Origin of the sequence: Streptomyces sp. NPDC053079 (assembly GCF_044546695.1) — a bacterium.
Taxonomy (GTDB): domain Bacteria; phylum Actinomycetota; class Actinomycetes; order Streptomycetales; family Streptomycetaceae; genus Streptomyces.
In genome coordinates this window covers 365498-387136 of the sequence record NZ_JBITZJ010000002.1, presented here as the reverse complement: position 1 = coordinate 387136, position 21639 = coordinate 365498, and the positions used below count along the sequence as shown (strand labels likewise).

Genomic DNA, 21639 nt, shown 5'->3' with positions numbered 1-21639 from the left:
TGGACGCATCAGATGCAGGCTGCATACGGTTTCCGCATGCCTCCTGCCGATACCGGGGCATCCGTCGTCATCATGCGATCGGGTGCCTCCACCTCGTCGTCCCTTGCCTCCGCCGACACCGCCGCCGACGCCGACACCCGGCTGGTGCCCGGCGGGCGCGGCTACCGCCGGATGAGCTTCGCGCTCTTCGCCGCGGGTGTCGCCACCTTCGCCCTTCTCTACTCCACGCAGGCCCTGCTCCCCGCGATCACCGACGATCTCGGCGTGACGCCCGATCAGGCCAGCTGGACCGTTTCCGCCGCGACCGGCGGCCTGGCCCTCGCGGTCGTCCCGCTCAGCGCGCTGTCCGAGCGCTACGGGCGGCGGGCCACGATGACGGCCGCGCTGTGCGTCGCCGCGTTCGTGGCGCTGCTCGTGCCGTTCGCCCCGAGCCTGGGCTGGCTGGTCGCCCTGCGCACCGTGCAGGGTGCCGCGCTGGCCGGCGTGCCGGCGTCGGCGATGGCGTACCTGGCGGAGGAGGTACGCCCGAAGGCGCTGATCGGCGCGATCGGTCTGTTCGTCGCGGGCAACAGCATCGGCGGCATGGTCGGCCGGATCCTGGCCGGCTGGGTGGCACAGGCCTGGGGCTGGCGCGCGGGCCTCGCCGCGGTCGGCGTGCTGGCGGTGGTGTGCGCGGTGGTCTTCCGCGCCATGGTCCCGCGAGCCCGCCACTTCACGCCGGCGGCGGTCTCGGTGAAGTCCCTCGGCCGGACGCTGGGCACCCACCTCTCGGACCCGCTGCTGCGCCGCCTGTACGGCATCGGCCTGCTCTTCATGACGGTCTTCGGCGCGGTGTACACGGTCATCGGCTACCGGCTGGCGGACGCGCCGTTCTCGCTCCCGCAGGGCGTGGTCGGCTCGATCTTCCTCATCTACCTCGTCGGCACGGTCTCGTCGGCCGCGGCCGGCCGGCTCGTGGGCCGGCTGGGCCGCCGCGGCGCGCTGTACCTGGCGGTCGGCACGACGACGGCCGGCCTGCTCCTGACGCTGACGTCCTCGCTGACGGCGGTCCTGCTGGGCCTGGTCCTCATCACCGCCGGCTTCTTCGCCGGCCACGCGGTGGCCTCGTCCTCCGTCAGCCGCGCCGCCAAGACGGGCCGCGCCCAGGCGTCGGCCCTCTACCAGACGGCGTACTACCTGGGCAGCTCGGTGGGCGGCACGCTCGGCGCCGTCGCCTTCCGCTCGGCCGGCTGGGACGGCACGGTGGTCCTGGGCCTGCTGGCCATGGTCGGCGCCGCGTCGATCACCCTGTACGCGACCCGCAAGGCGATCGCCCAGCAGCGCGTGGTGGCGATGTCGTCGCGACGCTGACCCTTTTCGCCGCCCGAATGGCCCGTTCCGCCACCTGTCCTGGCGGGGCGGGCCGTTTGCGGCCTTCTTGTCAGGCTGCGGGAAAGCCGCTGGTGTCGATCGCGATGTCGAACGGTGTGGGGAGGTGGACATCGTCCCCGAACTTCCCCGCCTGCAGGACGCGGTAGACACCGTCCTTGGGCTCGCCGTAGAGGGTGAAGGTCGGTCCCCCGGTCGCCCACCTGTCGGCCAGAAGGTAGAGCGGCACTTCGGCATGAGCGTAGCCAGCAGGCTTGCTGACCCGGTCATGACGAGCGGTGGACTTCGACGTGATCTCGACGACGAGCTCTACGTCCGTGGCCTGGATGAAGTGCTCGGACTCACCCATCTCTTCCGACGCTCCGTCCACCACCGCCTCGGGCGCCACAACCAGGTCCGGGATGTAGAGGCCACTACGCGATGGGACGGCGACAGCCAAGGTCTGGTAGATGCCCCAGTCATCCGGAATGGCCTTCGCCAGCTGTCGCTGCAGCTTCCAGGCAATGCTGTTGTGCTTGTTGGCAGGCGCAGGTGACAAGGTGATGAGCCCCTCAATGATCTCCGCCTTCCAGCCCTCAGGAGGATCGAGCTCCTCCCAGGTGCGGACGAGCTCATCCCAGCCGAAGCCGTTGCCCGGCCTCTGGTCGACAGTGAGTGCGCTCATGGCGATCCCCTCGATCGATGTCACCACAGTCCAGCATGCCGAACGGCCCTGCGGACGGTCCACCAGCCTCGTTCACCCGTACGAGTACCGCAGCGCCGCCCTCGACCTGACGCCCCCTCATACCAGCTCCGCGAGCGCGCGGTTGGCGTTTACGCACTGTGACGCACTTCTCACAATCGCGACCGAACGGGGTGACATTTATTGCGCCATCCGGTGTTCTTGGCCGTCGACAGACCTGAAGTGATCATGTCGATAGGACTGGTGTGAATTGGACAGATATTTCGGTCACCTGTGGAGCGGTAAGACGCTGGCTGCCGTCCGCAGCCGCCTCGCCGCCGTCGTGGGCACCGTCGCACTGATCGCGGCCGCCCTCACCGGCGCCGCCACCGGCACGGCCACCGCCGCGACCACCGGGGCGGCGAAGGCCGGCGGCTGGTCCTGCTCCGGGGCGCCCGTCCCGGACGGGTACGTCATCACCAACTACAGCCGCGGCGGTTGCAACGGCGCCGGCGCCTGGTACCAGGAGCCCGTGCGCGACGGCATCTGGACCTGCGGCGGCTCGCCGATCGTGGCCGGCTATGTGATCACCAACTACAACCGTCTCGGTTGCAACGGCGTCGGCGGCTGGTACCACGAGCTCGCCCGTGACGGCCGCTGGACCTGCGGGGGCTCGCCCGTCCCGCCCGGCTACGTCATCACGGGCTACAACCGCACCGGCTGCAACGGCGTCGGCTCCTGGTACCACCAGCTCGTCCGCAACGGCATCTGGACCTGCTCCGGCTCCCCGATCCCGCCCGGCTACCGCAGCATCAACTTCATGGCTGGCGGTTGCAACGGCATCGGCGCCTGGTGGACGGTGCGCGCCTGACCTCACGGTCGCGTCGAAGGAAGGGCCCGCCCCCACCGCCTGCCCGGCGGGGGCGGGCCCTTCGCTCCGCGGTTGCGACGGTTCGGACCCTGGCGAACAGTGGGAACGAGGCGGGCTGTGGGCCCGGCCCACGACGTCTCGTCCATGAGAGTCCCACGTCGAAAGGGCGCAGCGATGAGCCTGCACATCGACAGCATCAATCCTCCCCAAGGCCAGGAAGGCCAGGAGTGGATCACCATCAGCGGGGAACTGGATACCGTCACCACGGTGCTCTGGGGAGACCAGGAGCTCAGCCAGAACGACTGGTACGAGGAGAGCTACCCGGACGGCCACACGGAGCTCGACGTCACGGTCCCCGCGGGTGAGGGAACCGTGCAGGTCGTCGCCGTCGGCGACGGCGAGAGAAGCAACGACGTGGAGTTCACCTACGTGTGACCCGGCCGGTCCTCGGGGGCTGTCCGGCGGCTTGGCCGACTCGCCGGACAGCCCGCCCGGCTTTGATGCCGGTGAGGAGGGTGGCCAGGGCCGACGGGGTGGTGGTTAAGACGTCGGCGGGGCGGTCGCTCTCACGGAGGCGTATGAGGCCGCCGGGGCTGGTGGAGACTTCGACGCACTCGCCGTCTCCCCCCGTGCAGCGTGAGGACTTGCGCCATTCGAGCTGAGACATCTGGCTACCTACCGAGCTGCTGAGGATGCGGCACGACCCACCCCTCCTTGATCCCGGTGAGGAGGGTGGCGAGGGTGGCGGGGGCGGTGGTTAAGACGTCGGCGGGACGGTCGCTCTCACGGAGGCGTATGAGACCGCCGGGAGCTGGGGCCAGTTCGACGCAGTCGTTGTTCGCACCAGTGCTGAACGATGACTTTCGCCATTGAAGCTGAGACATGTCGCTACCTATCGCAGTTCATAGAGGACGTGCTGGAGCAGACTCAGCGAGTCCCGGGTGCCCAGAGCCTCAGGAGCAGCCGCCGGGTCGACAGGGGCGAGGGCCAGTGAGGTCAGTCGCTCAAACATTCTTACGCACTGGGCGATGCGGATGCCATCCCCGATGAAGTCGGCATTGGTTGGGTGCTCCCGATAGAGAGTGTGCAGCTCGCGGGTCGGGCCTCCGAAGAGAACGAAAGAACGACTGTGGGGCGAGTACGGCCCCTTCTCGAACGGAAAGATCTGCAGCGTCACTTGGGGCATGCGAGCGACTTCGATGAGCCTCTGGAGTTGTCTCCTCATCGTCTGCGCGTCACCGACTCGCATGCGCAGTGCCGACTCGTGGATGACCGCGTGATACGCCTGAAGTCCAGCCAGCACTCGCTGCCGTTCCAGTCTGAATTCCACCCACCGGTCGAGGTGTTGGTGATCAACCTCGATGGTTGAGATGACGGCTCGCGCGTAGTCCTCGGTCTGCAGCATCCCTGGGATAACCGCAGGCTCGTGGACCTGGATGCTGGTCGCTCTTGACTCTAGTTCTGCCAGATCGAGCGCCCGGCGCTCCAGAACATCCTTGAACCCGTCCCACCAACCCTTCCCGCGATCGTGAGCCATCGCCATCAGGGCATCGAACAGCGGGCCTTCGCATCCATATGCGCGTAGCAACTTGTACAACCCGTTCCGCGGCACATCGACCCGGCCGGCCTCGATGTGACTGACCCGGGACCGATCCGCATCGAGCAGCGCGGCTACGTCGTCACCGGACATCCGAGCTCGGGTGCGCAGCTTGCGCAGCTCTGCCCCCAGCCGTCGCTGCCGTTCACTCGGGGCTGTTCTTGGCGGCATGTTCCTCCTCCGTGTGGGCGTGCGCGCAGTTTGTCGCTCCGGCATCAGCCGGTCCACCGAGTCATCCGCGCGTCACTCTTGCGAGGGGACTCCCGCGTACACAGTTGTGACTTCCCCACGGCTGCCCATAGCGTCGACGCAACCCACCCGGCCCCTGCGGCCCAGCGGAAGTGCACTCAGCCCAACGCCAGTTGGCACGAGCAAAGACACCGCAACCCGGTCGCGCCGCCTCGGCACCCCCACCCCAGGAGTCGCCATGACGACAACCTGCTCCCTCGTCTTCCCACCCCACCCCGCATGGGTCCGCGCGGCACGCGAAACGGTGCGGACCATGCTGGCGGCGGTCCGCAGGACCGAGCTGACCGATACCGCCGTGGCGCTGACCTCCGAGGCGGTGACGAACGCGGTCAACGCCTGCCTGGCGAAGGGCTGTACGACCCCGGTCACCCTCTTCGCGGAGTGGACGGGCCGCGGCCACCTGCGCGTACTCGTGCAAGACGGCGCCTCCGGCCTCCCCGTACGGCGGCACGCGACGCCCCCGCCCGAGGACGAAGGCGGGCGCGGCCTGCTGCTCATCGATCGCGGCGCGGACGCGTGGGGCGTGTGCACGCACGGGCCCGGGCCCGGCAAGGCCATGTGGTTCCTGCTGGGCACGCGCCCCGCGAAGGACCGCTCTCCGGCCTCCTGCACCGAGTGCGCGGAACTCGAATCGGCGCGGCGCAAAGCCGTGGCCGGGGGCGTCAAGGACGCCGTGGTGGACGCGACCGTAGCCGTACGCAGCCACTTCCGTGACGCCCACCTGCTCAGGCGCACACGGTGACCGGCTACGCGGCGGGGCGCCTGGTGAACCACTGTGCGCACACAGCTAGTTGGACCCACACGGCAGGCGAGGCGCACTGCGACCGTTGTGGGACGCGGCGCTTCACGGACTACGGCGCCGTGCGGCCCGCGGGCCTGCCCCACGCCGTGACCCCGTCCGCACGGGAGCGGGAAGCGGCGGACCTGGCCGCGGCCACCTCCGTACGCAGGCGTATGGTTGACCGTACGTCAGCGTATGGACCTCCTTGGAGGACGTCATGAGCGTGATCCGCAATGTCCACGTGCGTACCGTCCACGCCCCGGCCGCCGCGGTCGGCGCGCTGCTCGACCGCCTGTCGGCCGACGACGACCCGGTCTTCCCCGTGCCCGCCTGGCCGCCGATGCGCTTCGACCGGCCGCTGGGCGTGGGTGCGACCGGCGGCCACGGCCCGATCCGCTACAGCGTCACGGCGTACGAGCCCGGGCGGCGCGTCCGCTTCGACTTCACGCCGTCGGGCACCGGCTTTCACGAGATGACGGTCGAGCCGCTCGACGACGAACGCTGCCGGGTGAGCCACGTCCTGGAGGCGGACATGCGCGGAGCGCGGCTGCTCCGGTGGCACGCCGTCGTGCGTCCGTTGCACGACACGGTGGTCGAGGAGATGCTCGACAACTTCGAACGGGCGGCGACGGGCACTCTGGCCCGCCCGGTCCGCTGGTCGCCCCGCGTCCGGCTGCTCAACCGGCTCCTGTGGGACAGGCCCGTCCCGGTCGCGTTCCCCGAGAACGCCCGGCTGGTCCGTACGGCCATCGATTGGTTCGACCGGGCCGACTACCGGGACGCGTACGCGATGGACCTGCCCCCGGGCATGCCGCTCGACCCGGCGGCCTGGGAGGGCGTGCTGCGGGGCATACCGGTCACGGACCGGGCGGAGCGCGAGGTCGTGCTGGGCGAGGACGCCGGGCACCTGGACTTCCGCGCGTCGCTCCTGGTGGACGGGGATGCCCGGCGCGTCACGTTGAGTTCGGTCGTACGCGTGCACCCGAAGCTGCGCGGACGGCTCTACTGGGCGGCCGTCTCCCGCGTCCACCCGTTCATGGCCCGCCTGATGCTGCGGCGCACCCACCGCCGTCTGGCGCTCGCCGCGCCGAGTGCTGCGGAACGGGCGGCCTACGCCCGGGTGGCCACCGGGTGAGACGCCTCCGGCGTCAAAGGGCGGTCTGGACGTCCAGGGCGGCGCAGAGCCAGTCGTGGGCGGCGCCGGGGGTCGGATCCGTCGACGCGGTCACTTCGGCGGTGAGCTGCCAGTAGTGGTCGAGGCGGGGGTCGGCGGCGAGCTGGCCGCTGAGCCGGCGGCGGAAGGCGGGGGTGTCCCGGGTCCCGCACGACTGGGCGTAGACGGAGACGAAGCAGTCGAGCGCCTCGCCCTCGTGCGGTGCCCGCTGCGCCCGCATGTGGGCCGACGCCAGCGCGTAGGCCTCGAGGAGACCTTCGTAGACGAGGGCCGGGCGGTAGCCCTTGTCGGGCTGGTGGATCGCGGGCTGGGGCTGGTCGACGCCGGGACAGGGGGCGGCGACGAAGGCGTGCAACCGGGCGAAGGCCAGGACTTGGGCGGGGGTCGGATCCGACGGGGGCTGCGGAACGGCCAGTTCGATGATGGAGGACACCACCCGGGCCGGCAGCCGCGCGGGCAGCCAGCCCCGCCAGAAGCGCGCCAGCGGTGCCGTACTGGGCGGAGTGGTGATGCCACCGATCAGACGCAGCCGGTCGGCGCGCTCGGCGGGGGTGCAGTCCTGCAGTAGTTGGAGGGCTGCTTCCCGCCAGCGCAGGGCGGCCAGCTGTGAGCCGAGCTCCCGCAGTTGCCCCGCGATGACGTCCTCCAGCGCGTCCTCCTGTTCGAGGACCCGGCCCACGTCCGGGACCGGCAGGTCGAGGCCGCGCAGCGAACGGATCAGGCGGAGCCGGTCGAGCGCCTCGGGCCCGTACCGGCGGTGGCCGCCGGAGCTGCGGACGGCCTCGGGCAGCAGGCCGCGGTCGGAGTAGAAGCGGACGGTCTTGACGGTGACGCCCGCATGCTCGGCGAGCTCTCCGATGCTCCACATGCCGTCGGACAACAAGGCGTGAACCTCCCCCTGGGTCGGTCAAAGCCTAGGTGATGCCCGTCGGGCGGCCCCGTGACCGTCCGACGGGCGTCATCGTCCGATGCCCTGGGGGGTTAGGCTGCGGTCCGCTCCACCGGAATCCACAGCTCCGCTTCTGCTTCTGTCCAGTCCTGTGAGGGACGGACGCGCAGGATCTCGGGGCCCGGCCTGCTGCGGTACGGGTTGGAGGGGAACCACTGGGTGAACACGTCGCGCCACAGGTTCTGGAGTTCCTGCGGGAACGGGCCGGAGGTCTCGAAGACGGCCCATGTGCCCGCCGGAACGGCGAGCGCGTCCAGGTCAGCGGGAACGTCGGACATCGCGGTGGACGTCACCACGCCGTGATAGTAGGTGAGTTCGGTGCCCTCGGCCCGGCTGGGGTCGAGGTCGTCGCTCACCCCGACGATGCCCTCCGGCTGCTGGTCGGACAGTGCCGTGATGCGCCCTATGGTCTCCTTGTCGATGCCCTTGACGAACTCGACGATCGCGGGGTTGGCGCCCTTGTGGACGAGGGGGACGCGGGCCTTCTTGCCGACCACGCGGAACTCTTCTTTCTGTACGACCCGGTATCGCATGCTGCTGCTCCCTTCGACGATGAGGCGGAAGGACATCCGCGGCTGGGACCGCAGGGCCGCGCCGGTCCGCCGGGCCTCGCCGGGGCCGATGCCGTGCAGGGTGCGGAACGCCCGGGCGAACGCCTCCCCCGAGGCGTAGCCGTAGCGCACCGCGATCTCCAGCAGCGTCCGCTCGCCGGCGAGCACTTCGGCACCGGCGACGGTCAGACGCCGACGCCGCACGTACTCCGACAGCGGCATCCCGGCCAGCGCGGAGAACAGCCGCCGGAAGTGGTACTCCGACGTCACCGCGATCCGCGCCAGGTCGGCCGCGTCGATCTGCCCGTCGAGGTGGGCGTCGATGTGGTCCATGGCCTGGTTCAGCCGTTCCAGCACTGCGGACTCCTTCCTTTCGATCACCACGTTAGGAAGGGACCGCCCTGCCCGACCCGACATCCTGTGCCCGGCCCGGTCGGGTGCGGAGGGGTGCTCAGCGCTTGTCGCCGCGGGCGGCGGCCAGGCCGTCGAGGATGCGGTCGAGGCCACGGGCGAAGTCCTCGTCGCGGGTCTGCTTGGGGTCCTTACCGGCGTACTCCGCGTACAGCGCGCTGAGGCGCGGGTAGGACGCGACGGCCCGCTGGGCGGCGGGAATCGCCTGCTGGGCCCATTCGGTCTCGGTGCGGCCGTTGCGGGTGAGCATCGTCATCATCGCGGCCTCGGCACTCGTGATGCCGATGACGTAGGAGAAGACGGTGGTCATGGCGCTTTCGCCCTCTTTGAGGGTGAAGCCCGCCGACTCCATCAGGGTGAGCATGTCCTCCGTGAGCCGCATGAGGTTCGGGCCGAGGTAGGCCGTGCCGACCTGGCCGAGCACGGAGGCGAGCCAGGGGTGACGCAGGATCATCGCGCGCATGGCGTGGGCGCCTTCGGCGGTGACCTCGCGCCAGTCGCCCTTGTCGTCGACGGCCGGGAGGCGCAGTTCGCCGTAGACCTCGTCCAGGACCAGCTCGATCAGTTCGTCCTTGTTCGCCACGTGCCGGTAGAGGGACGTGGCGCCCGCGCCCAAGCGGGTGCCGAGCTTGCGCATGCTCAGAGCCTCGAGCCCCTCGGCGTCGAGCAACTGGATGGCCTCGGCCACGATCTGGTCCCGGCTCAGCGCGGGCTGCTCGCGCCGCTCACGCGGCGGGCGGGTCCAGACCGAGGGAATCGGCTGGTCATCGGCCGTCATGGCGGCTCCTCTCCGTCCTGGCCAGATTAGCCCACCCCCCGAGGGGATTGCGAACACCGTTCCGCTCTGCGTACAGTGTTCGCAAGCAAGCGTACAGCGTGCGCATTACGTCCCGGGGGATCTCATGAACACCGAACGCCTCGACGTCTCCGCCTACCGGACCGCCGAGAAACTGCTGCGGCACAACCGTGCGCAGCTCGTGCGCGGAGGCCGCGTCAAGCCGCAGTGGACCGGCGACGACGGTCGCTTCTGGTACACCGTCGACACCGCGACGGGCCGGCGGTTCATCTTCGTCGACCCGGCGGCCGGCCTCCGGGAGCCGGCGTTCGACCACGAGCGCCTGGCCGCCGCCCTCGCCGCCGCCTCGGGGCAGGACGTCGACGCCGCCGCCCTGCCCTTCGCCGCCATCGAACCCTCCGACGGCGCCGTCGAGTTCGACGCTTTCGACGCCCGCTGGCGGTGCTCACTCGACACCTACGTATGCGAGAAGGCCGAGCCGCGGGTGGCCGGCGGGTTCCTGGACGTCACCTCCCCCGACGGCAAGCAGGCCGTGTTCCTGCGCGGCCATGACCTGTGCGTGCGCTCCAACGAGGACGGGCGCGAGCGGGTCCTGACCACCGACGGCGAAGCCGACCACGCCTATGGGACGAGCCCCTTCTCCCCCACCGTCCTGCTGAACAAGGTCGGGATACCCCATCTACCGCCCGCCCTGGCCTGGTCGCCCGACTCGACGCGCGTGCTCACCCACCGCACCGACATGCGCGAGGTGCGCACCACACACCTGGTGGAGGCCATGCCGGGCGACGGCGGCGCGCCACGGCTGCTGACGCAGCGGTACGCGTTCCCCGGCGACGAGCGGCTTCCGCTCGGCAGCTTCGTCATCCTCGACGTGGCGACGGGCGAGGCCGTTCCGGCGCGCACCGAGCCGGAGCCGATACCGCTCATGTCGCCGATCACGACCAAGTGGGCCTGGTGGGCCGAGGACGGCTCGGCGGTGTACTACCTGAGCCAGTCGCGGGACGTGCACACCCTGAGCCTGCACCGGCTCGACGCCGCCACCGGCGAGGTGAGCACGGTGCTGACCGAGAGCGGCGAGACCCGGGTCGAGCCCAACCAGCTCATGGCACAGGCCCCCATGGTGCGCGTGCTCTCCGGCGGGGACGAGGCGTTGTGGTACTCGCAGCGCGATGGTTGGGGGCACCTGTATCTGTACGACGCCCGTACCGGCGAGGCGCGCGGGCAGGTGACCTCGGGCCAGTGGGCGGTGCAGGAGATCCTGCACGTCGACGAGGAACGAAGGGTGGTGTACTTCGTCGCCTCCGGGCTGGTGGCGGCCGACCCGTACCGCAGGTCCGTGTGCCGCGCCGGGCTTGACGGATCGGGATTCGAGCGGATCACCGACGACGACCTGGATCACGTCGTCGTCGTGCCGCCGAGCGGCCGCTACTTCGTCGACTCGGCGTCCACGACGGACACGCCGCCCTCGATCGCCGTGCGCGGCTGGGACGGGCGGGTGCTCGTCGAGCTGGAGCGTGCCGACATCAGCGGGCTGACCGCCACGGGCTGGACGCCCCCGGAGCACTTCCGGGTCAAGGCGGCCGACGGCCTCACCGACGTCTACGGCGTGCTGTACCGGCCGCACGGCTTCGACCCCGACAAGAGCTACCCCGTCATCGACCACCCCTACCCCGGCCCGCACATGCGGCGGGTGTCCGCGTCCTTCGACCCCGGGCCGTTCGGGCCTGACGCCGAGGCGGTGGCCGCGCTCGGGTTCGTCGTCGTCGCCGTCGACGGACGCGGGACGCCGGGCCGTGACAAGGCGTTCCACGACGCCTCGTTCGGGCACCTGGGCGATGCGGGCGGCATGGCCGACCACGTCGCCGCGCTGCGGCAACTGGCCGCCGACCGGCCCTGGATGGACCTCGACCGGGTGGGCGTCTTCGGCATCTCGGGCGGCGGCTTCGCGACCGTGCGGGCCATGTGCGCCTTCCCCGAGGTCTACAAGGTGGGCGTCTCCGAGGCCGGCAACCACGAGAACCGAAACTACCTCTTGGCGTGGGCCGAGAGCTATGACGGCCCGGACGACGAGGCGTACGCCCGCTCGTCCAACGTGGAGATCGCCGACCGGCTGGAGGGCAAGCTGCTCCTGGTCCACGGCGGCATGGACGACAACGTCCACCCCCATCTGACGATGCGGCTGGTCGACCGTCTCATATCCGCCGACAAGGACTTCGAGATGCTGATCGTCCCGGGCGCGGAGCACCTCTTCCTCGGCTACGAGCACTACGTGACCCGGCGGCGGTGGGACTTCCTGGTCCGCCACCTGCTGGGCGTCGAGCCGCCGGAGGGCTACCGGCTCGCCCAGGCCCCGTTCGACCTCGAGCTGGTGGCCGAAGTCTTCGGCTGACCGGCCCGGAAAACGGGGAAAGCCCCCGCGCGGGGGGCGGGGGCTTTCCTCGGGGGCCTGCTTCGCTTACGCGATGCGGTCCAGCACGATCGGGTTCGGGGTGAACTCCGTGCCCGCCGGGGAGATCTCGACGCCGCCGTCCAGCGCGGCCAGGGCGTAGTCGAACTTCTCCGGGGTGTCCGTGTGGAGGGTCATCAGCGGCTGGCCCGCGGTGACCGTGTCGCCCGGCTTGGCGTGCAGCTCGATGCCCGCACCGGCCTGCACCGGGTCCTCCTTGCGCGCCCGGCCGGCGCCCAGGCGCCAGGCGGAGACGCCCACGGCGTAGGCGTCGAGCGCGGTGAGGACGCCGGAGGCCGAGGCCGTGACGACGTGCTGCTCGCGGGCCACCGGCAGGGTCGCGTCCGGGTCGCCGCCCTGCGCGATGATCATGCGGCGCCAGTGGTCCATGGCGGAGCCGTCGGCGAGGGCCTTCGCCGGGTCGGCGTCCTTGATACCGGCCGCGTCGAGCATCTCGCGGGCCAGGGCGATGGTGAGCTCGACGACGTCCGCCGGGCCGCCGCCCGCCAGGACCTCCACCGACTCGCGGACCTCGAGGGCGTTGCCCGCGGTCAGGCCCAGCGGGGTGGACATGTCGGTGAGCAGGGCCACGGTCTTGACGCCGTGGTCCGTGCCGAGACCGACCATGGTGGAGGCGAGCTCGCGGGCGTCGGCGATGTTCTTCATGAACGCGCCGGAGCCGACCTTCACGTCCAGCACCAGCGAGCCGGTGCCCTCCGCGATCTTCTTCGACATGATCGAGGAGGCGATCAGCGGGATCGCCTCGACGGTGCCGGTGACGTCGCGCAGCGCGTAGAGCTTCTTGTCGGCCGGGGCCAGGCCGTCGCCGGCCGCGCAGATGACGGAGCCGACGTTGCGCAGGACGTCCATCATCTCGTCGTTCGAGAGCAGGGCGCGCCAGCCCGGGATGGACTCGAGCTTGTCGAGCGTGCCGCCCGTGTGGCCGAGGCCGCGGCCCGACAGCTGCGGCACGGCCGCGCCGCACGCGGCGACGAGCGGGGCCAGCGGCAGGGTGATCTTGTCGCCGACGCCACCGGTGGAGTGCTTGTCCGAGGTCGGCATGGGCAGGGACGAGAAGTCCATGCGCTCGCCGGACTTGATCATCGCGGCGGTCCAGCGGGCGATCTCCGCACGGTCCATGCCGTTGAGGAGGATCGCCATCGCGAGCGAGGACATCTGCTCGTCGGCGACCTCACCGCGGGTGTACGCGTCGATGATCCAGTCGATCTGCTCGTCGGTAAGACGGCCGCGGTCGCGCTTGGTGCGGATAACGGAAATGGCGTCCATCAGCACATTTTCCTTAGGTTCGTAGTCCTCAGGTCTTCCCGGGTCCGGAAAGTGACCCGGACGGGCTGAAACTTCAGCCCGTCCGGCGCTTAGGGACATCTTCAACGATTCAGGTCGGCGGGCCCAAACGCGTCCGGCAGCAGCTCCGACAGCGGGCGGACGCCCGTCGTGGTGTCCACTTCCAGCTCCGGGCCGCCGTGCTCCCACAGCAGCTGACGGCAGCGGCCGCACGGCATCAGGATGTTGCCGTGGCGGTCGCAGCAGGTGAAGTGCGTCAGCCGGCCGCCGCCGGTGGCGATCAGCTCGGAGACCATGCCGCACTCGGCGCACAGGGCGACGCCGTAGGCGGCGTTCTCCACGTTGCAGCCGGTCACGGTGCGGCCGTCGTCGACGAGGGCCGCGGAACCGACGGGGAAGCCCGAGTACGGGGCGTAGGCCCGGGACATGGCGTCCCGGGCCTGCGCACGGAGGTCTTCCCAGTTCACGGAAGAGCTCACTACTTGCCCTGACCCTTCCGGTAGGGCTGTCCGTCGGCCTTCGGCGGCCTCAGGCGCTGCGCGGAGAGCGAGAGGACCAGCAGCGTCGCGACGTACGGCGTGGCGTCGACGAACTCCAGCGGCACGGTCGTGGTGAGCGCGTACCAGGCGACGAGCACCACGGCGACGACACCGCTGATGACCGCGGCCTTCTTCTTGCCGGCCTTCAGGCGCCACAGGGCCAGACCGACCAGCAGCACCGCGACGAGCAGCAGCAGCGCGTGGACGGTCGGACCGCCCGCACGCAGCTGGAGGCTGTCCATGAAGCCGAACAGGCCGGCACCCATGGCCACGCCGCCCGGCCGCCAGTTACCGAAGATCATCGTGGCGAGACCGATGTAGCCGCGGCCACCGGTCTGGCCGTCGGAGTACATGTGCGTACCGATGGCCAGGAACGCGCCGCCCAGGCCCGCGAGGGCGCCGGAGACGAGCACGGCCGCGTACTTGTAGGTGTAGACGTTGACGCCGAGGGACTCGGCGGCCACCGGGCTCTCACCGCAGGAACGCAGGCGCAGACCGAACGCGGAGCGCCACAGCACGAAGAACGTGCCGACGAACAGCAGCGCGGCGACGATCGTCAGCCAGGAGACGTCGGAGACGAGGCCGTCGAGGATGCCCGCGACGTCGGAGACGAAGAACCAGTGGTGCTTCTCGATCGAGTTCAGCCAGTCGGAGAGGCCGGGGACCGAGAAGTGCCCCATGTTCTCCATGACCGGCGACTGCTTGTCGTTGCCGCCCGCCTGCTGCGCCGCGCTGCCCTCGGCACCGAACCACATCTTGGCCAGGTACTGGGTGAAGCCCAGCGCCAGGATGTTGATGGCCACACCGGAGATGATGTGGTCGACATTGAAGGTGACGGTGGCGATGGCGTGGATGAGACCGCCGAGGGCGCCGCCGACGACGCCCGCCAGGGCGGCCGCCCACGGGCCGTGCTGCCAGCCGATCCAGCCGGCGCTGAAGGTGCCGAGCATCATCATGCCTTCGAGGCCGATGTTGACGATGCCCGCGCGCTCGGCCCACAGACCGCCGAGGCCGGCGAGGCCGATCGGCACGGCGGCGCCGAGGGCGCCGCTCCACTGGCCGGACGAGGTGAGGTCACCGGCGTCCGTGATGATGCGCAGCGCGGACAGCAGCAGCAGCGCGCCCGCGATGATCAGCAGGACGACGGGGTAGGAGAGCTTGCGGCGCCCCTTGGTGTCCTTGTTCTTGCCGCTCAGCCGGTCGGCGAGCGCAGCGGTGAAGGTCGTACTCATGCGGAGGCCTCCGCCTTGTCGCTCTTACGGGCCTGGGCGGCGAGCTCCTCGCCGACCTTGCGCTGCTGGACCTTGAGGCCGTAGCGGCGCACGATCTCGTAGGCGATGACGACGCACAGGACGATGACGCCCTGGATCACGCCGACGATCTCCTGGGCGTAGCCCTCGAACTCCAGCTGGGTGCCGGTGCGCTCCAGGAAGCCCCAGAGCAGGGCCGCCAGGGCCATGCCGATGGGGTTGTTGCGGCCGAGCAGCGCGATGGCGATACCGGTGAAGCCGATGCCGGTGGGGAAGTCGGTGCCGTAGTTGTACGAAACACCGAGCAGGGTCGGCATGCCGACGAGGCCGGCCATGGCGCCGGAGAGCACCATCGCGGTGATCACCATGCGCTTGACGCTGACGCCGCTGGCCTGGGCCGCGGACTCGGAGCGGCCGACGGTGCGCAGGTCGAAGCCGAAGCGCGTGCGGTTGAGGACGAACCAGTAGGCGACGCCCGCGAGGGCCGCGACGACGACGAAGCCGTAGATGGGCTTGGGCGTGGTCGGGATCTCGAAGAAGTGCGCGGAGTCGGGCAGGTAGGGCGTGTGGATCAGGTTGCCCTCCTTCTCCGCGAGCCGCCCGTCCTGCAGGAGGTAACCGATGATCGAGGCGCCGATGGCGTTCAGCATGATGGTGCTGATGACCTCGTTGACGCCGCGGGTGGTCTTGAGCAGACCCGCGATGCCCGCCCAGATGGAGCCGACGATCATCGCGACGATGATCATCACCGGGATCTGGATGATGCCGGGCAGCGCCAGCGCACCACCGACGACGGCGGCGAAGAACGCCGCGATGCGGTACTGGCCGTCGACGCCGATGTTGAACAGGTTCATGCGGAAGCCGATGGCCACCGCCAGCGCCGACAGGTAGTACGGCGTCGCCTTGTTGATGATCCAGACCTGGCTGTCCGCCTTGGAGCCGAAGTCGACCATGACCTCGTAGGCGTGGAACGGGTCCTGGCCGGTGGCGGCGATGATGATCGAGGTGATGGCCAGCGCGGCCACGATCGCCAGAACCGGGGCGGCCAGACCCAGGATCAGCTTGTCCTTGTCGAACTTCTTCACTTCGCGTCACCGCCTTCCTTCTTCTCGGACTTCTTGTCGGCCTTCTTGTCGGACGTCTCGTCCGACGCGGACTCCTCGGTGGAGTCCTCGGGGGCTTCGGCCCCCTCCTGGTGCTCCAGGTGACCGGACGCGGCACCGGTCATGGCCGAGCCCAGCTCCTCCGGCGTGATCGTCGCGGGGTCGGCGTCGGCGACCAGGCGGCCGCGGAACATCACCCGCAGGGTGTCGGAGAGCCCGATCAGCTCGTCCAGGTCGGCGGAGATCAGCAGAACCGCGAGACCCTCGCGGCGCGCCTCGCGGATCTGGTCCCAGATCTGCGCCTGCGCGCCGACGTCCACGCCGCGGGTGGGGTGCGCGGCGATGAGCAGCTTGGGCAGGTGGCTCATCTCACGGCCGACGATCAGCTTCTGCTGGTTGCCGCCGGACAGCGAGGCCGCGGTGACGTCGATGCCGGGCGTGCGCACGTCGTACTCGCGCACGATCCGCTCGGTGTCGGCGCGGGCGGCCTTGATGTCGATGAGGCCCTTCTTGCTGTTGGGCTTCTCGGTGACGTGGCCGAGGATGCGGTTCTCCCACAGCGGCGCCTCGAGCAGCAGGGCGTGGCGGTGGCGGTCCTCGGGGATGTACCCGATGCCGTCCTCGCGGCGCTTGCGCGTCGGGGCGTCGGTGATGTCGGCGCCGTCGAGGGTGACGGTGCCGCCGTCGGGGGTGCGCATGCCCATGATGGCCTCGACGAGCTCGGCCTGGCCGTTGCCCTCCACGCCCGCGAGGCCGAGGACCTCGCCCTTGTGGATGGTGAAGGCGATGCCGTCGAGCACCGCGCGCACGACGCCGTCGGGGTCGGTGGCCGACAGGTGCAGGCCCTCGACGGTGAGCATCGGCACGTCGGTGACCGTGGACTCACGGGTCTCCGGCGAGGGCAGCTCCTCGCCGACCATCAGCTCGGCGAGCTGCTTGGGCGTGGTCTCGCTGGGGATCGCCGTGCCGACGGTGGTGCCGCGGCGGATGACGGTGATGTCGTCGGCGACGGAGAGCACCTCACCGAGCTTGTGCGAGATGAAGATGACCGTCAGGCCCTCGGCCTTGAGCTCGCGCAGGTTGTCGAACAGCGCGTCGACCTCCTGCGGGACCAGGACGGCGGTCGGCTCGTCGAGGATCAGCGTGCGGGCGCCGCGGTAGAGAACCTTGAGGATCTCCACGCGCTGGCGGTCGGCGACGCCGAGGTCCTCCACGAGGACGTCGGGACGGACGCCCAGGCCGTACGCGTCGGAGATCTCCTTGATCTTCGCGCGGGCCTTGTTGCCGATGCCGTACAGCTTCTCGGCGCCGAGGACGACGTTCTCGAGGACCGTGAGGTTGTCGGCGAGCATGAAGTGCTGGTGCACCATGCCGATGCCGCGGGAGATGGCGTCGGCGGGCGTGTGCAGGGTGACCTGCTCGCCGTCGAGCGTGATGGTGCCCTCGTCCGGCTTCTGCATGCCGTAGAGGATCTTCATCAGGGTCGACTTGCCGGCACCGTTCTCGCCGCAGAGGGCGTGGACGGTGCCGCGGCGCACGGTGAGGTGGATGTCGTGGTTGGCCACGACGCCGGGGAACCGCTTAGTGATTCCCGCGAGTTCCACCGCGTGGGCGGTACTGCTGGACTCTTTGGTGGACGCTTTGATGGCGCACTCTCCTCGGAGAAGAAGGGAGCGGGGGCCGGATTGGGCCGTGCGGGGGAACGGAGGGGTCCGGCTGGGCAGGAGGCGACGCTACACGCGTCAATGGAACGCTACGCGCGTAGCGTTGACAGGGGGCACCGCCCAGCGGTAGCTGGGGGAGTATGTGCGGGCCCGGCGGCAAGGAGTTCCCTTGCCGCCGGGCCCGCAGGTCTTACGGGCCGGTCAGCACCGGCCTGTGATCACGGGGCGGTGCGAACCTTGACCTCGCCGTCCGCGATCTTCTTCTTGGCGGCCTCGATCTTTTCCTTGATGTCGTCGATCTGACCACCGGAGGTGGCCAGCGACACGCCGCCGTCCTTGAGCAGGTAGGCGTGCGGGCCCGTGAGCGGCTTGCCGTCCTTGACGCTCTTGATGAGGTCGAAGACCGCCACGTCCACGTTCTTCACCACGGAGGTGAGGATGGAGGCCTTGTACTTGTCCAGACCCGGCTGCTGGTACTGGTCGGAGTCGACGCCGATCGCCCAGGCGCCCTTCTGGCCCGAGATGGCCTCGATCGAGCCGTTGCCGGAGAGGCCGGCCGCGGTGTAGATCACGTCGGCGCCGCGGTCCAGCATGCCCTTGGCCTTCTCCTTGGCGGCCGCCGGGTCGTTGAAGCCCTTGTCGTTGTTGGCGTACAGGTACTCCGAGAACACCTCGACGCTGGAGTCGGTGTCCTTGGCGCCCTGCTCGAAGCCGGCCTGGAACTTCTGGATCAGGGCGTTGTTCACGCCACCGATGAAGCCGACCTTGTGGCTCTTGGACTTCAGGGCCGCGGCGACACCGGCGAGGTAGGAGCCCTCGTGCTCACCGAAGGTGATGCTGTCGATGTTGTTGCCCGGGGCGACCGAGTCGACGACCGCGAAGGTGGTCTTCGGGAAGTCCTTGGCGACCTTCTCGATCGACTTGGAGTAGTTGAAGCCCACACCGATGACCGGGTTGTAGCCCGCCTCGGCGAGGGAGTTCAGCCGCTGCTCGCGGTCGGCCTCGGTCTCGCCGTTCTTGGCGGTCATCATCTTGGACTTCACGCCCAGGTCCTTCTCCGCCTTGTCCACACCGCGGGCGGCGGACTCGTTGAAGGAGTGGTCGTCACGGCCGCCGACGTCGAAGGCGAGACCGACGCCCTTGGCGTTGGAGTCGCCCGACTCGGTGGAGGACTCACCACAGGCGGTGAGAGTGAATGCGAGAGCCGCGGTGCTGATGCCCGCGACAGCGATAGTGGATACCCGGCGCACGAGGGGCCCCTTCACTCGAAGCGCCTCCGTTGGCGCTGGTCGCCGGAATCGTAACGCGCGTAGATGCAGATAAAAGGGGTGCCTGCAAGCCGTTATCGATTCGTCGTTAACCAGACTTGACCACATTGCCTACATTCGGTTGCCATCCAGCAGCGCGGCGGCCGTGAACAGCTCCACGCCGACCGCGATGGCCTCCTCGTCGACGTCGAAATCACCGCAATGCAGGTCACGGGGGGTCGTATCCCCCACGGGCCGCACCCCGAGCCGGGCCATCGCACCCGGCACGTGCTCCAGGTACCACGAAAAGTCTTCGCCACCCAGGCTCTGCTCGGTGCCCTCCACCGCGTACCGCCCCCGGCGCGCCGTCATGGCACGTCGCAGCAGTCCGGTGACCTCGGCGTCGTTGACGACGGGCGGCACGCCGCGGATGTAGTTGATCTCCGATTTGGCGCGGTGCAGGGTGGCGATCTCGTCGACCGCGGCGTGCACCAGGTCGGGCGCCTCGCGCCAGGTGTGCAGGTCGAGGCAGCGGACCGTGCCGGAGAGCTCGGCGTGCTGCGGGATCACATTGGGGGCGTGGCCGGTTTCCAGCCGTCCCCAGGTGACCGAGAGCCCCGAGCGGGCGTCGGCGCGCCGGGCGATCAGCGCGGGGACGTCGGTGGCGACCCGGGCGGCGGCCGTCACCAGGTCGGTGGTCAGGTGCGGGCGGGCGGTGTGACCGCCGGGCCCGGCCAGGGTGACCTCCAGCCGGTCGCAAGCGGAGGTGATGGCGCCCGTGCGCAGCCCGATCCTGCCGACCTCGACCTTGGGGTCGCAGTGCAGCGCGAGGATCCGGCCCACCCCGTCCAGCGCCCCGCACTCGATGGCGTCCAGCGCACCGCCGGGCAGCACCTCCTCGGCGGGCTGGAAGATCAGCCGGACGGGGTGGGGCAGCAGCCCCTGCTCGGCCAGGTCCGCCAGGACCAGGCCCGCGCCCAGGACGACGGTGGTGTGGACGTCGTGGCCGCAGGCGTGGGCCATCTTGGGGATCGTCGAGCGGTACGGGACGGTCTTGGTGTCCGGGATGGGCAGCGCGTCGAGGTCCGCGCGCAGGGCGAGCACCGGCCGGCCGGCGGTGGCGTACGAGGCGCCGTCCCGGCCGATGTCACAGATGAGCCCCGTGCCACCGGTGAGCGTGCGCGGTCTGAGCCCTGCCTTCTCGAGCCTCGCCCGAACCGCCGCGGTGGTGCGGAACTCGCGGTTCCCCAGCTCGGGGTGCATATGCAAGTCCCGCCGGAACGCGATGAGTTCGGCGCTCAGTCCGGAGGGGAGCACGCCGGGCAGATCACCTTCGACGGTTTCGGGGTCGGCTTCGCAGGGCATCAGATGATTCACCCTGCGAAGGTTAGAGCCCCGAATGGGGCAACTGTCCCTCAATCAAGAAAAGTTCAGCCGCATGGATGGGTCTGCCGACGGGTATGACCCGTATTTACGGCGTACCTTCGGCGACACGCGGCGTCGGAACGGGCATCCGGGACAGACGGCGTACGTCGCGGGCGCTGCCGGTGACTCCGGCCAGGAAGCCCTCGGCGCGGGGCGAGGCGTGCTCGGTGAGCCAGGTGGGGTCGATGTCGCAGACGGCGACGCTCACCCCCGTGCCTGCCAGGGCCAGCGGCAGGGTGTGCACGACGGTGGAGGGGAAGCTGAGGACGGTGCGGCCGATGGGGCCGCGCCGGGCGACCAGCTCCAGGGGCAGCTCGGGCCGGACGATCTCCAGGCCCACCGCGGCGGCTATCCGGCGCAGCTTGTCGGCGCTCTCGCGGCGGTGGGCGAAGTAGCGGGTGGCGCCGTGGGCCCGGGCGAGGGCGGCGACGGCGTCGAGGTAGCGCTCAGGGTCGACCACGCCGGTCTCGACCAGGGAGGTGCCTACGAGGTCGGTGCCACGGGTGAGGCGGGGCGGGCCGTATGTGGCGCGGGTCCAGGCGAAGTCGTTGGCCGTGACCGTCACTCCGGGTGGCGGTTCGACGGGCATCGAGGTGAAGACCTCTACCGAACGGCGGTTGTTCGGGGTGAGTTTCCGGCGCGCCGATGCAGCCACCGGCGCGAAGATGACTCCGCGCGCCCCCAGGGCGGAGCGCCGGTGCCATCGTACGAGGCGTTCCCCCCGGGCGAGTTGGGAGACGAACTCCATGGTCGCCGTGCCGTCGTCCACCACGACCAGCTCCCGGGCGCGGGTGAGGGTCAGCAGCAGCTGGACGTAGCGCGAGAAGGGGTCGCCGATGACGACGAGGCGGGCCCGGCGCAGCGGCCCGGCCAGCGAGCCGACGGTGCCGAAGGGCGCGCCGGGGCCGCCCCGGGCCTCCTCCCAGCGCACCCGGTGGCCCTGGTCGCGGGCCAGTTCGGCCATCCGGCGCAGCTGGCCGCGGGTCATCGGGTCGTGCGGGGCCAGGACGACGACGAGAAGGTCGCCGGCGAGCGGGGTGATGTCCCGGTGGTCCGGCTGGCGCGGCACTCCGTCGCACAGCGCAGGCGGTTCGGCGCGCGGGGCGGGCGTGCCGCAGTCGCGCCGGGCCGTGCGGTACGCCCATTCGAGGACGTTCAGCAGCTGCACCGGGCTCTCGACGAAGGCCAGGGTGGGGGCCGCCGCCCCGGGGGGTGGGCCGGGGGACGGCCCCTGGGGTGAGGTCACCGGGGA

The 21639-nt window shown here is 70.3% G+C and carries 22 protein-coding genes; 7 read left to right on the top strand and 15 right to left on the bottom strand.

Going from position 1 to position 21639, the window contains the following annotated elements:
- Positions 1-36 precede the first annotated feature (36 nt).
- On the top strand, positions 37-1350 hold the full coding sequence (locus ACIGXW_RS08985; RefSeq protein ID WP_399571482.1) for an MFS transporter: 1314 nt from the start codon (positions 37-39) through the stop codon (positions 1348-1350).
- 70 nt (positions 1351-1420) lie between these two features.
- Here the strand turns inward: ACIGXW_RS08985 and ACIGXW_RS08980 are convergent, their stop codons facing one another.
- On the bottom strand, positions 1421-2032 hold the full coding sequence (locus ACIGXW_RS08980; protein ID WP_399572481.1) for a Uma2 family endonuclease: 612 nt from the start codon (positions 2030-2032) through the stop codon (positions 1421-1423).
- Between the two features lie 268 nt (positions 2033-2300).
- On the opposite strand from ACIGXW_RS08980, the gene ACIGXW_RS08975 reads away from it, so the two are divergent.
- Together ACIGXW_RS08975 and ACIGXW_RS08970 are read left to right on the top strand one after the other, a co-directional pair.
- Positions 2301-2900 (top strand): hypothetical protein, encoded by a 600-nt coding sequence (locus tag ACIGXW_RS08975; RefSeq protein WP_399571480.1) that lies wholly within the window; start codon positions 2301-2303, stop codon positions 2898-2900.
- Positions 2901-3074: 174 nt separating this feature from the next.
- Positions 3075-3335 (top strand): hypothetical protein, encoded by a 261-nt coding sequence (locus tag ACIGXW_RS08970; protein ID WP_399571478.1) that lies wholly within the window; start codon positions 3075-3077, stop codon positions 3333-3335.
- On the opposite strand, the gene ACIGXW_RS08965 is transcribed toward ACIGXW_RS08970, so the two are convergent.
- The 3 genes from ACIGXW_RS08965 to ACIGXW_RS08955 are packed head-to-tail and all read right to left on the bottom strand — an operon-like array spanning position 3322 to position 4590.
- Positions 3322-3567 (bottom strand): DUF397 domain-containing protein, encoded by a 246-nt coding sequence (locus ACIGXW_RS08965; protein ID WP_399571476.1) that lies wholly within the window; start codon positions 3565-3567, stop codon positions 3322-3324. The two genes, ACIGXW_RS08970 and ACIGXW_RS08965, sit on opposite strands and share 14 nt — an antisense overlap.
- 4 nt (positions 3568-3571) lie before the next feature.
- Positions 3572-3784 (bottom strand): DUF397 domain-containing protein, encoded by a 213-nt coding sequence (locus tag ACIGXW_RS08960; RefSeq protein WP_399571473.1) that lies wholly within the window; start codon positions 3782-3784, stop codon positions 3572-3574.
- Positions 3785-3792: 8 nt separating this feature from the next.
- A complete protein-coding gene (locus ACIGXW_RS08955) occupies positions 3793-4590 on the bottom strand; it encodes a helix-turn-helix domain-containing protein (protein WP_399571470.1) in 798 nt (265 codons plus the stop codon).
- A 334-nt stretch (positions 4591-4924) separates the two neighbouring features.
- Between ACIGXW_RS08955 and ACIGXW_RS08950 the strand changes: the two genes are divergently transcribed.
- Genes ACIGXW_RS08950 through ACIGXW_RS08940 form a run of 3 tightly spaced genes read left to right on the top strand, consistent with a single transcriptional unit; the run spans position 4925 to position 6662 of the window.
- The gene (locus ACIGXW_RS08950) at positions 4925-5488 is read left to right on the top strand and encodes an ATP-binding protein (protein WP_399571467.1); all 564 of its coding nucleotides are present in this window, start codon (positions 4925-4927) and stop codon (positions 5486-5488) included.
- A complete protein-coding gene (locus tag ACIGXW_RS08945) occupies positions 5485-5748 on the top strand; it encodes a DUF6255 family natural product biosynthesis protein (RefSeq protein ID WP_399571464.1) in 264 nt (87 codons plus the stop codon). The genes ACIGXW_RS08950 and ACIGXW_RS08945 overlap by 4 nt, the downstream gene beginning before the upstream one ends.
- A complete protein-coding gene (locus ACIGXW_RS08940; RefSeq protein WP_399571461.1) occupies positions 5745-6662 on the top strand; it encodes a DUF2867 domain-containing protein in 918 nt (305 codons plus the stop codon). Before ACIGXW_RS08945 ends, ACIGXW_RS08940 begins: the two co-directional genes overlap by 4 nt.
- Before the next feature lie 13 nt (positions 6663-6675).
- Here ACIGXW_RS08940 and ACIGXW_RS08935 read toward each other — a convergent pair whose 3' ends face one another.
- The 3 genes from ACIGXW_RS08935 to ACIGXW_RS08925 form a co-directional block, all read right to left on the bottom strand.
- Positions 6676-7569: a MerR family transcriptional regulator gene (locus tag ACIGXW_RS08935; protein ID WP_399572479.1), complete on the bottom strand. Its 894-nt coding sequence runs from the start codon at positions 7567-7569 to the stop codon at positions 6676-6678.
- A gap of 113 nt (positions 7570-7682) precedes the next feature.
- Positions 7683-8558, bottom strand: a complete 876-nt coding sequence (locus tag ACIGXW_RS08930; RefSeq protein ID WP_399571459.1) for a GyrI-like domain-containing protein — start codon at positions 8556-8558, stop codon at positions 7683-7685.
- 94 nt (positions 8559-8652) lie between these two features.
- Complete coding sequence (locus ACIGXW_RS08925) at positions 8653-9390, bottom strand: TetR/AcrR family transcriptional regulator (protein ID WP_399571456.1); 738 nt, start codon at positions 9388-9390, stop codon at positions 8653-8655.
- A 124-nt stretch (positions 9391-9514) separates the two neighbouring features.
- Here ACIGXW_RS08925 and ACIGXW_RS08920 point away from each other — a divergent pair, with 124 nt between their 5' ends.
- Complete coding sequence (locus tag ACIGXW_RS08920) at positions 9515-11797, top strand: DPP IV N-terminal domain-containing protein (RefSeq protein ID WP_399571453.1); 2283 nt, start codon at positions 9515-9517, stop codon at positions 11795-11797.
- A 66-nt stretch (positions 11798-11863) separates the two neighbouring features.
- Here ACIGXW_RS08920 and ACIGXW_RS08915 read toward each other — a convergent pair whose 3' ends face one another.
- The 8 genes from ACIGXW_RS08915 to ACIGXW_RS08880 all read right to left on the bottom strand — a co-directional run bounded on the left by ACIGXW_RS08915 (position 11864) and on the right by ACIGXW_RS08880 (position 21633).
- Positions 11864-13147 carry a thymidine phosphorylase gene (locus ACIGXW_RS08915; RefSeq protein ID WP_360914079.1) on the bottom strand — a complete coding sequence of 428 codons (1284 nt, stop codon included), beginning with the start codon at positions 13145-13147 and terminating at the stop codon, positions 11864-11866.
- 95 nt (positions 13148-13242) lie between these two features.
- On the bottom strand, positions 13243-13626 hold the full coding sequence (locus tag ACIGXW_RS08910; protein ID WP_360914076.1) for a cytidine deaminase: 384 nt from the start codon (positions 13624-13626) through the stop codon (positions 13243-13245).
- Positions 13627-13637: 11 nt separating this feature from the next.
- Positions 13638-14930 carry an ABC transporter permease gene (locus tag ACIGXW_RS08905; protein ID WP_399571451.1) on the bottom strand — a complete coding sequence of 431 codons (1293 nt, stop codon included), beginning with the start codon at positions 14928-14930 and terminating at the stop codon, positions 13638-13640.
- Entirely contained in the window at positions 14927-16033 is a 1107-nt protein-coding gene (locus ACIGXW_RS08900; protein ID WP_360914070.1) for an ABC transporter permease, read from the bottom strand. The genes ACIGXW_RS08905 and ACIGXW_RS08900 overlap by 4 nt, the downstream gene beginning before the upstream one ends.
- Entirely contained in the window at positions 16030-17655 is a 1626-nt protein-coding gene (locus tag ACIGXW_RS08895; protein WP_399571448.1) for an ABC transporter ATP-binding protein, read from the bottom strand. The genes ACIGXW_RS08900 and ACIGXW_RS08895 overlap by 4 nt, the downstream gene beginning before the upstream one ends.
- A gap of 278 nt (positions 17656-17933) precedes the next feature.
- On the bottom strand, positions 17934-18965 hold the full coding sequence (locus ACIGXW_RS08890) for a BMP family protein (RefSeq protein ID WP_399571445.1): 1032 nt from the start codon (positions 18963-18965) through the stop codon (positions 17934-17936).
- Positions 18966-19094: 129 nt separating this feature from the next.
- Positions 19095-20327 (bottom strand): amidohydrolase, encoded by a 1233-nt coding sequence (locus tag ACIGXW_RS08885; protein ID WP_399572477.1) that lies wholly within the window; start codon positions 20325-20327, stop codon positions 19095-19097.
- 106 nt (positions 20328-20433) lie between these two features.
- A complete protein-coding gene (locus tag ACIGXW_RS08880; RefSeq protein WP_399571442.1) occupies positions 20434-21633 on the bottom strand; it encodes a hypothetical protein in 1200 nt (399 codons plus the stop codon).
- Positions 21634-21639 lie beyond the last annotated feature (6 nt).